The following is an 8,480-nucleotide window of genomic DNA, read 5'->3' as shown; positions in this document are numbered from 1 at the left end:
ACCGGACGGCGGCCCGCGCACCCGGCGGCGCGGACGTGACTCGGCTGCCGGCCGACCAGGTGGCGACGACCCTGCCCACGGCGGATCCGGCGGCCGCGCCGGGCGAGTGCGGCTGGACGGTCGAGCAGCCCGCGGCCGCCTCGCCGATCACGCTCGGCGCCACGCTGGACAGGTATCCGCAGCAGACCTACTCGGCGATGCCCGTGACGCTGGAGGTGAAGGTCGGCGAGGGAGTCCGGCTGCAGGACGCAATCGACGTGGTGGTGGCGACGGACGGGGTCGTCGTGGCGGTCGCGTCCGAGGCTGTCGACTTCGGCGTGGACAACGCCGGGCCGTACTCCGTGGGCGCGGGATCGGCGATCACCCTGGCCGCGTGCGATGGACCCGACGTGGCCAAGGCGCTCCCCGACGGGCAGTACGTGCTCTACGCAGTCCTCGCGTCCGCCGACGCCGGGCTCGCGGTCAGCCCCGGGGAGCCGCTCGCGATCGTCGGGAACGCGCGCGAGCGGTGGTGCGGGGCGGACGCGGCGGTGCTCCCGCGCACGGACGACCGGGTGGTGATCGCCGGGGACGTGACCGACGACGGGGCGGTCGATGTGCAGCTGCGGTGGACGGGGACCGCCGAGGCCCAGGTGCTGGACGAGCGGGTCGTCCTCGTCGACGAGGCGACCGGACGCATCGCGGCCGACTCGGACACCTGGTCCGACTCGGTCGAGCGGTTCTCGGGTGGCCTCACCCCGGGTGAGCTGTTGGGCTTCGGGATCCCCTGGCACCAGACCGGGTGCGCCGACGGTGAGCCGCTGCCCGCCGGGACGTACCGCGCCTACGCGATGGCGACCGTGGCGCCCGCACCCGCCGACCTCGGGTCGTGGCCGGCGACCAACGCCACCGCGGTCGCCGAGCTGTCCGGGACCGTCACCGTCCCGTAGGTCCGGCAGGATCGGGGCCATGACCGACGCGTGCGGCCCGCGAGTGCTCCCCTACGGGGACGACGCCGTCCTGGTGGAGCTCGCGGACCTGGCGCAGGTGCGCGCGCTCGACGACGCGGTCCGCGCCGCACGTGCCACGGACCCGGACGCGGCGCCGGTCGTCGACCAGGTGCCGGCCGCCCGCACGCTCCTGATCCGCGTGCGGGACGGCGCCGACCCGGGGAGCCTGCCGGTGCAGCGGTGGTGGGCGGAGCGCACGGAGGTCGCACAGCGCGCGGGCGCCGCCGAGGTCGTGCTCGAGGTGGTCTACGACGGCGCCGACCTCGCCGGCGTGGCGCGCCTGACGGGTCTCACCGCCGACGAGGTGGTCGCCCGGCACACGGGCGCGCGGTACACCGTGGCGTTCGGCGGCTTCATGCCCGGGTTCGCGTACCTGGTCGGCCTCGACCCGGCGCTGCGGGTGCCGCGGCTCGACAGCCCGCGCGAGCGCGTCCCGGCGGGGTCGGTGGCCATCGCCGACGAGTTCAGCGCGGTCTACCCGGCGGCCACCCCGGGCGGTTGGCGGCTGCTGGGCCGCTGCGACGCCGACCTCTTCGACGTCACCAGGCAGCCGCCGGCTCTGCTGCAGCCGGGCACGCGCGTCCGGTTCGCCGCGTCATGACGTCGGCAATCGAGGTCGTCGACCCCGGGCTGCTCACGCTCGTCGAGGACCTGGGGCGACCCGGGTGGGCGCACGTCGGCGTCGGGCGCTCGGGAGCGGCGGACGCGGCGGCCCTGCGGCTGGCCAACCGGATCGTCGCCAACGACGAGGGCGCCGCCGGGCTCGAGGTGCTGCTCGGCGGCCTGCGCGTGCGTGCCCGCGGCGCGCTCACCGTGGCCCTGACCGGGGGACGGGGGCGGGCGTGGGTCGACGGCAGGCAGGTGGGGCACGAGGCGGTGCTGGAGCTGCGCGACGGCGCCGAGCTACGGCTCGGCACGGTGGACCACGGGCTGCGGACGTACGTCGCCGTGCGCGGCGGGATCGACGTACCGCCGGTCCTGGGATCGCGCAGCACCGACCAGCTGGCGGGTCTGGGACCCGCCGCGCTCGCCGCCGGGGACGTCCTGCCGGTCGGTCCGGCGCCGCAGGACTGGCCGGTGGTGGACGTCGCCCCGGTGCGCCCGGACCAGGGTGCGCTCCCGATCGTCCCCGGTCCGCACGCGGACTGGTTCGACGACCCGCTGACGAGGCTGTGCGCGGCCGAGTTCCGCGTGACACCCGCGACCAACCGGGTCGCGGTGCGGCTGAGCGGGCCGTCCGTCCGGCGCGCCGGACGCTTCCAGGGCCGCGAGCTCCCGTCCGAGGGTCTGGTGGTCGGCGCGGTGCAGGTGCCGCCGGACGGGCAGCCCGTCGTCTTCTCGGTCGACCACCCCGTGACGGGGGGCTACCCGGTGGTCGCGGTGGTCCGCCGGCACGCCCTCGGCAGGCTCGGACAGCTCCGTCCCGGGGACCCGGTCCGCTTCGTGCTGGGCTGACGGGAGAGCCGACGGGAGCGACACGCCGACAGTTCGCCCGGCCGACGCCGACGCCCGCACGGGCGGCACCACGACGACGGGACCTAAGGCCCAGTCGATCACGTGCCGCGGGCATAGAAATCTCTACATCTAGTCCTCATCGGCCGCATGGACCACAGCATGTTGTGGTGGGCGGTCGGGGGCGCCGCATCGTGGAGTCGGGAGCAGGGCATGTCGGAGAAGGTCGTCGTGGACGTCGGTTCGTCGATCGAGGAGTACCTCGACCGCAGTGACTGGCGAGTGTCCGCCAACGCCAACCAGGGGTACTCGTTGGGCGGTCTGATCCTGCAGACGAGCGGCAAGGTCGTCGCCAACTACTGGCTCAGCCACGTCTACCCGCCCGAGGTCGGCACGGCCCACCGCGAGGGCGACCTGCACGTGCACGACCTCGACATGCTCTCCGGCTACTGCGCCGGCTGGTCGCTGCGGAACCTGCTCCAGGAGGGCCTCAACGGCGTCCCGGGCAAGGTCGACGCCCGCCCGCCGCGCCACTTCAGCGCCGCGGTCGGCCAGATCGTGAACTTCCTCGGCACCATGCAGAACGAGTGGGCCGGTGCGCAGGCGTTCAGCTCGTTCGACACCTACCTCGCGCCGTACGTGCGGCTGGACGGCCTGACCTACGCGCAGGTGCTCCAGGGCATCCAGGAGCTGGTCTACAACCTCAACGTGCCGTCGCGGTGGGGCACGCAGACGCCGTTCACCAACCTCACGTTCGACTGGGTGTGCCCGGACGACCTGCGCGAGGAGGTGCCGTTCGTCGCGGGAGAGCCGTGCGACTTCCTGTACGGCGACCTGCAGGTCGAGATGGACATGATCAACCGCGCGTACATCGAGATCATGACCACCGGTGACGCGTCGGGCCGGGTGTTCACGTTCCCGATCCCCACGTACAACATCACCAAGGACTTCGACTGGGACAGCGAGAACGCCGAGGCACTGTTCGCGATGACCGCCAAGTACGGGCTGCCGTACTTCCAGAACTTCCTCAACTCCGAGCTGAACCCCGGCGACGTCCGGTCGATGTGCTGCCGCCTGCAGCTGGACCTGCGTGAGCTGCTCAAGCGCGGCAACGGACTGTTCGGGTCGGCGGAGCAGACGGGCTCCATCGGCGTCGTGACCATCAACTGCGGCCGGCTCGGCTACGTGCACCGCGGCGACGAGGCCGGCCTGTTCGCGCAGCTCGACACCCTGATCGACCTGGCGTGCACGTCGCTGGAGCTCAAGCGCGAGCTCATCCAGCGCCTGATCGACGACGGCCTGTTCCCGTACACCCGCCGCTACCTGGGCACCCTGGAGAACCACTTCTCCACGATCGGCGTCAACGGCCTGCACGAGATGGTCCGGAACTTCACCGGCGACGAGTACGGCATCGTCGACCCTCGCGGCCACGAGCTCGTCCTGCGCCTGCTCGACCACGTCCGCACGCGGATGGTGGAGCTGCAGGAGGCCACCGGTCACCTCTACAACCTGGAGGCCACGCCGGCGGAGGGCGCCACCTACCGGTTCGCCAAGGAGGACCGCCGCCGGTTCCCCGGGATCCTGCAGGCCGGCACCGACGACCACCCGTACTACACGAACTCCTCCCAGCTCCCCGTCGGGTTCACCGACGACCCGTTCGAGGCGCTGACCCGGCAGGACGAGCTGCAGACCAAGTACACGGGCGGCACGGTGCTGCACCTCTACATGGCCGAGCGCCTGTCCACGGCCGACGCCTGCCGCGAGCTGGTCAAGCGCGCGCTGTCCACGTTCCGGCTGCCCTACCTGACCGTGACGCCGACGTTCTCGATCTGCCCGAGCCACGGGTACCTCGCGGGCGAGCACCAGACGTGCACCACGTGCGGGAGCACCTGCGAGGTGTGGACGCGCGTCATGGGCTACCACCGGCCGGTCAGCTCGTTCAACATCGGCAAGCAGGGCGAGCACGCCGAGCGCACGCCGTTCCGAGAGCCGGCGCTCGTGTGAACATCGCGGGTCTGGTGCCGCTGTCGTCGTGCGACTGGCCGGGGAAGCTCGTCGCGACCGTCTTCCTGCAGGGCTGCCCGTGGCGGTGCACCTACTGCCACAACGCGTCGATCCTCGATCCGCGCGCTCCCGGCCAGGTCCCGTGGCAGGACGTGCTCGACCTGCTGGACCGGCGGCACGGGCTGCTCGACGGGCTGGTGTTCTCGGGCGGGGAGCCGACGATGCAGTTCGCGCTGCCGCAGGCCGCCGCGCAGGTGCGCGAGGCGGGGTTCGGCGTCGGGCTGCACACGTCCGGCGCCTACCCGCGGCGGCTCGCGGCGGTGCTGCCCCTGGTCGACTGGGTCGGGCTCGACGTGAAGGCACCCGCGCGCCTGTACCGGGCGATCACCCAGGTGGGCGGGCCGACCAGCAGCGCCGACGCCGCGTTCGCGTCGCTGCGGCTGGTCCTCGACGCCGGGGTCGACGTGCAGGTGCGCACCACCGTCGACCCGACGGTCCTGAGCGACGCCGACGTGGCGGAGCTCGGGGCCGTCCTGGCCGACCTCGGCGTGCGCGACCACGTGCTCCAGGAGGTCCGTCCCGACGGCACCACGAGCGAGTACCGGGAGGCGCTCGCGGCGACGCGCTGAGCACCCTCGTCGCGAGGGCCGTCTCTCTGTTTGAATGCGCTCAGAGGGAGGGGCCCGATGGATGTGCGCGTGACCAGCCGGGACATCGGTCCCCGGACAGTCGTCGAGGTCGACGGCGAAATCGACGTGTCCTCGGCCGACGCCCTGCGCGACCAGCTGGCCGAGCTGCTCGACCGTGACCGCACGGACCTGGTCATCGACCTGCGGGCCGTCCGGTTCATGGACTCGACCGGCCTCGGCGTGCTCGTCGGCACCCTGAAGAAGGTCCGGCTCGCCGGCGGACGCCTGCAGCTGGTGATCGACTCCGAGCGGCTGCTCAAGGTCTTCCGGATCACCGCGCTGCTCCAGGTGTTCACCGTCCACGAGACGGTCGAGGCCGCGCTCGCCGACTGACGGGATCAGTCCCGCTGGAAGTCGTAGACGAGGGACGGCTCATCGTCCGCGGTCGTGGCCGAGGCGATGCGGACCGACCACCCGTCGACCGTGCCGGACAGCGGACCCTGCTGCGGAGGAGCGCCCACGCCGAGACTGTGGCTCTCGGTGGTGTCGAGCCCCAGCATTCCGGCGGCTGTCGACACCTTGTCGTCGGCGTCGGCGACGACCTCGACGACCCAGCGGTCCGACGGCTCGTGGTGGGCGGCGACCAGCCGATCGCCCAGCAGAGGGGCCTCGATCGGGAAGTCTCCCGGCAGGCCAGCCACCGGAGTCGGGTCGTCGAGCGTGAGCATCGCCGGACCGACCGCCGTGGCCGGCGCGTCGGCCGTCGCCCGGTAGGTGAGGTAGACGGAGTAGGCACCGGTCGGTAGCGGGACGCCGCCGGGTGCGCCGGGCACCGTGCACGTGACCAGGTCGAGCCCGAGGTAGCGCACGGTGGCGGCGCCGAGCAGGAGCGACATCTCGGCGTCCGGCTCGAGCTCGCCGGTGGCCACCACGGTCGTCCCGGACGCGACGAGGACCTGGAGGTCGAGGGCGTCGGGAGAGTCGGCACGGGACGCGCGATCGGCGTCGAGCTGCGCCGTGAGCGCCGCTATCTGCTCGCGCAGGGCATCAATCTCCGCGGGATCCGACTGCGGGGTCCCGTCGCCTCCGTGCTCGGCCGTGGCGAGCAGCGTCTTGAGGGTCGACAGCTGGACCTGCGTGAAGGAGCCGTCACCTGGCAGCTCCAGCTCCTCCGCGGTCGCCGGGGTGACGGCGCCGAGCGTGAAGTGTCGACCGAGAAGCGTGCCGAGCCGGCCGCCCGAGGACGGCGTGATCGCGCCGTCTCCGACCTGGATGCTGTCCGAGAACCCGACCGGCGAGTCCGTGACGTGCGCCAGCGTCCCGACGTCCGACCCGCAGGTCCCCGGTGCCGCGTCCGCCCGGGCGGCGGGCAGCACCGACGGCGCCGGCCGTCCGATCCACGTCGCACCGAGCGCCACCGCGCCGGCGGCACCGACCGCGACACCGCTGCGCACGCCCGCCCGCACGGTCCGGCGCCGGCGGATCCGATTGGTCAGCGAGGAGACGTCGAAGGGCGCGTCGTCGGGGCCGGTGTCGACGGCATCGCGCAGGGCTCGGGCCAGGTCGGGGCTCATCGGGTCGCTCCTGTGGGGATCAGCTGGATGTCGAGGGTGTGCGCGTCGGGCAGCGGCCCCAGCAGGGCCTCGAGCTGGCCGATGGCGTCGAACAGGTAGCGCTTGACGGTGCCGTCGGAGACCTCCAGGCGGCGGGCGATCTCCGGCACGGTGAGGTCGTCGTAGAACCGCAGGACCACGCAGGCGCGCAGCCGGGGGCGCAGGACGAGCAGCGCGGTCTGCACGTCGAGCCGGGTGGAGCTCGACGGCCCGTGGTCGGCCGAGGAGTCGTCGCGGGCCACCAGGTGGCGCACCGCGGTCCAGCGCGTCCTGCGGCGGTGGCCGTCGAGGAAGATCGTGAGCACCGCCCGGCGGACGTACGCCTCGGCGGCGGCCGCCTCCCGCAGCGGGCGCCCCTGGCTGAAGCAGCGCACGAGCGCGTCCTGGACCAGGTCCTCACCCTCGCGCTCGTCGCCCGTGAGCAGGGTCGCGTACCGCACGAGCGCCCGCCCCCGTGCCCGCACGAGGTCGTCCAGAACCTGTTCCCAGGCCGTCATGCCACCTCCCTGTGGTGCCGTCATCTTCCTGGACGACCGGGAGGGGCGAACCGTTGGTCAGGTGAGCGTCACGGTGAACGGCGTGCCGAGGGCGAGGGAGTAGCTGTCGCCGGGATCGTCCAGCTCCACCGTCCCGGACGTCGACCGGACGACCGGGGCACTGAAGATCCAGCCCGGGTACACCGTGTACTGGCCGGCGGGCAGCGGGTCGCCGGTGGTCAGCGGTGCCCCTCCGTCGCCGGTGCAGGACGTCAGCACGCGTTCGGCGTCGGCGAACCCGAGCGGGGCTCCTGCACCGAGGTCGACCGGGCTGAACGCGTCGTTCGCCTGGACCGTGGTCCCGACGACGACCCCGTCGCGCACGATCCAGTACTCGATCGCGTAGTAGCCGTAGGCCCGGAGCCGGCCCGGTCCCGTGTACTGCACGGTGGCGGTCGCGTGCAGGGCGCCGCCGGCCGGCAGGGTCGCCGCCGCCGGGGAGACCTGGAGGTCGACCATCGCGGAACGGACCGGGGCAGCGGGCGGTGCGGGTGCGCCGCAGGCGGGGACCGGGGCGAACGTGGTGCGGTCGAGCGGCACGTCGGCGCCGGGCAGCGGCTGCTGGGTCTGCGCCTCGCCGGTCACCGTCACGGTGGTCGGATCGCCGACGACGGTCGCCCGGGTGCCCCCGAGCGCGGCCGCCTGCTCGAACGTGAGCGCGTCCTGGAACAGCTCGGCCGGTGCCTGCTGGCCGCTGTACATCACGACGCTCGCCCAGGGGCGCAGCTCGTACGTGCCGGCGGGCAGGGGGCGGCCGACCGTGGTGGGACCTCCGTCGCCGGGGTCGCAGACGGTGAGGTCGAGCGGGCCGCGGAACGCCGTGCGGGCGCCCTCGAACGTGTCCCGACCGGCCATGACGTCGTATGCCGCAGGGTGGAAGGACGTGGTGCCGACGACGACGCCGTCCCTCACCACCGCGACGCGCGGCCCGCCGTCGGGCACGGCGAACGCCAGCGCGCGGTCGACGACGACGCTCTCCAGGTCGCCACCGGCGGACACGTACCCGCCGGCCTGCACCGACGTCGCGTCCGGCGTCAGCCGGGCGCGGACCCGCTCGTCGAGGGGGTGGCTCGGTGCGGCGTCGGCCAGGGCGCCGCACGTGCCGAACGGCAGGGAGGGGTTGCCGACGGGCAGGACGACGGGGATCGCGGTCGGCGTCGGTGACGGGGTGGGGGTGGGCGTGGGCGTCGGTGTCGGTGTCGGGCTCGCGGTGGGCGTCGGCGTGATCGCCGGGGGCTCCGGTGCGCGGTCCGGCAG

General features: G+C 73.5%; 9 protein-coding genes. 6 read left to right on the top strand and 3 right to left on the bottom strand.

Annotation, left to right across the window (positions count from 1 at the left end; genetic code table 11):
* From RYN42_RS18380 to RYN42_RS18355, 6 genes are all read left to right on the top strand, one after another.
* Positions 1–929 (top strand): hypothetical protein (locus RYN42_RS18380; protein WP_315098487.1); only part of this gene is annotated, 929 nt, incomplete at its 5' end.
* A 19-nt stretch (positions 930–948) separates the two neighbouring features.
* Complete coding sequence (locus RYN42_RS18375) at positions 949–1,590, top strand: allophanate hydrolase subunit 1 (RefSeq protein ID WP_315098484.1); 642 nt, start codon at positions 949–951, stop codon at positions 1,588–1,590.
* On the top strand, positions 1,587–2,444 hold the full coding sequence (locus RYN42_RS18370; protein ID WP_315098481.1) for a biotin-dependent carboxyltransferase family protein: 858 nt from the start codon (positions 1,587–1,589) through the stop codon (positions 2,442–2,444). Before RYN42_RS18375 ends, RYN42_RS18370 begins: the two co-directional genes overlap by 4 nt.
* Positions 2,445–2,654: 210 nt before the next feature.
* Positions 2,655–4,445 carry a ribonucleoside triphosphate reductase gene (locus RYN42_RS18365; protein WP_315098478.1) on the top strand — a complete coding sequence of 597 codons (1,791 nt, stop codon included), beginning with the start codon at positions 2,655–2,657 and terminating at the stop codon, positions 4,443–4,445.
* Positions 4,442–5,074 (top strand): anaerobic ribonucleoside-triphosphate reductase activating protein, encoded by a 633-nt coding sequence (locus tag RYN42_RS18360; protein WP_315098475.1) that lies wholly within the window; start codon positions 4,442–4,444, stop codon positions 5,072–5,074. The genes RYN42_RS18365 and RYN42_RS18360 overlap by 4 nt, the downstream gene beginning before the upstream one ends.
* A gap of 57 nt (positions 5,075–5,131) precedes the next feature.
* On the top strand, positions 5,132–5,467 hold the full coding sequence (locus RYN42_RS18355; RefSeq protein ID WP_315098472.1) for an STAS domain-containing protein: 336 nt from the start codon (positions 5,132–5,134) through the stop codon (positions 5,465–5,467).
* A gap of 5 nt (positions 5,468–5,472) precedes the next feature.
* Here the strand turns inward: RYN42_RS18355 and RYN42_RS18350 are convergent, their stop codons facing one another.
* The 3 genes from RYN42_RS18350 to RYN42_RS18340 form a co-directional block, all read right to left on the bottom strand.
* The gene (locus RYN42_RS18350; RefSeq protein ID WP_315098469.1) at positions 5,473–6,648 is read right to left on the bottom strand and encodes a hypothetical protein; all 1,176 of its coding nucleotides are present in this window, start codon (positions 6,646–6,648) and stop codon (positions 5,473–5,475) included.
* Positions 6,645–7,184 carry a sigma-70 family RNA polymerase sigma factor gene (locus RYN42_RS18345; protein WP_315098466.1) on the bottom strand — a complete coding sequence of 180 codons (540 nt, stop codon included), beginning with the start codon at positions 7,182–7,184 and terminating at the stop codon, positions 6,645–6,647. Before RYN42_RS18345 ends, RYN42_RS18350 begins: the two co-directional genes overlap by 4 nt.
* 57 nt (positions 7,185–7,241) lie before the next feature.
* On the bottom strand, positions 7,242–8,480 hold a 1,239-nt coding region (locus RYN42_RS18340; protein ID WP_315098463.1), incomplete at its 5' end, for a hypothetical protein.

Origin of the sequence: uncultured Cellulomonas sp., from assembly GCF_963527515.1 — a bacterium.
Classification (GTDB): Bacteria; Actinomycetota; Actinomycetes; order Actinomycetales; family Cellulomonadaceae; genus Cellulomonas.
Note: the sequence above shows the minus strand (reverse complement) of the source record. Positions and strands in the feature narration are given on the sequence as shown.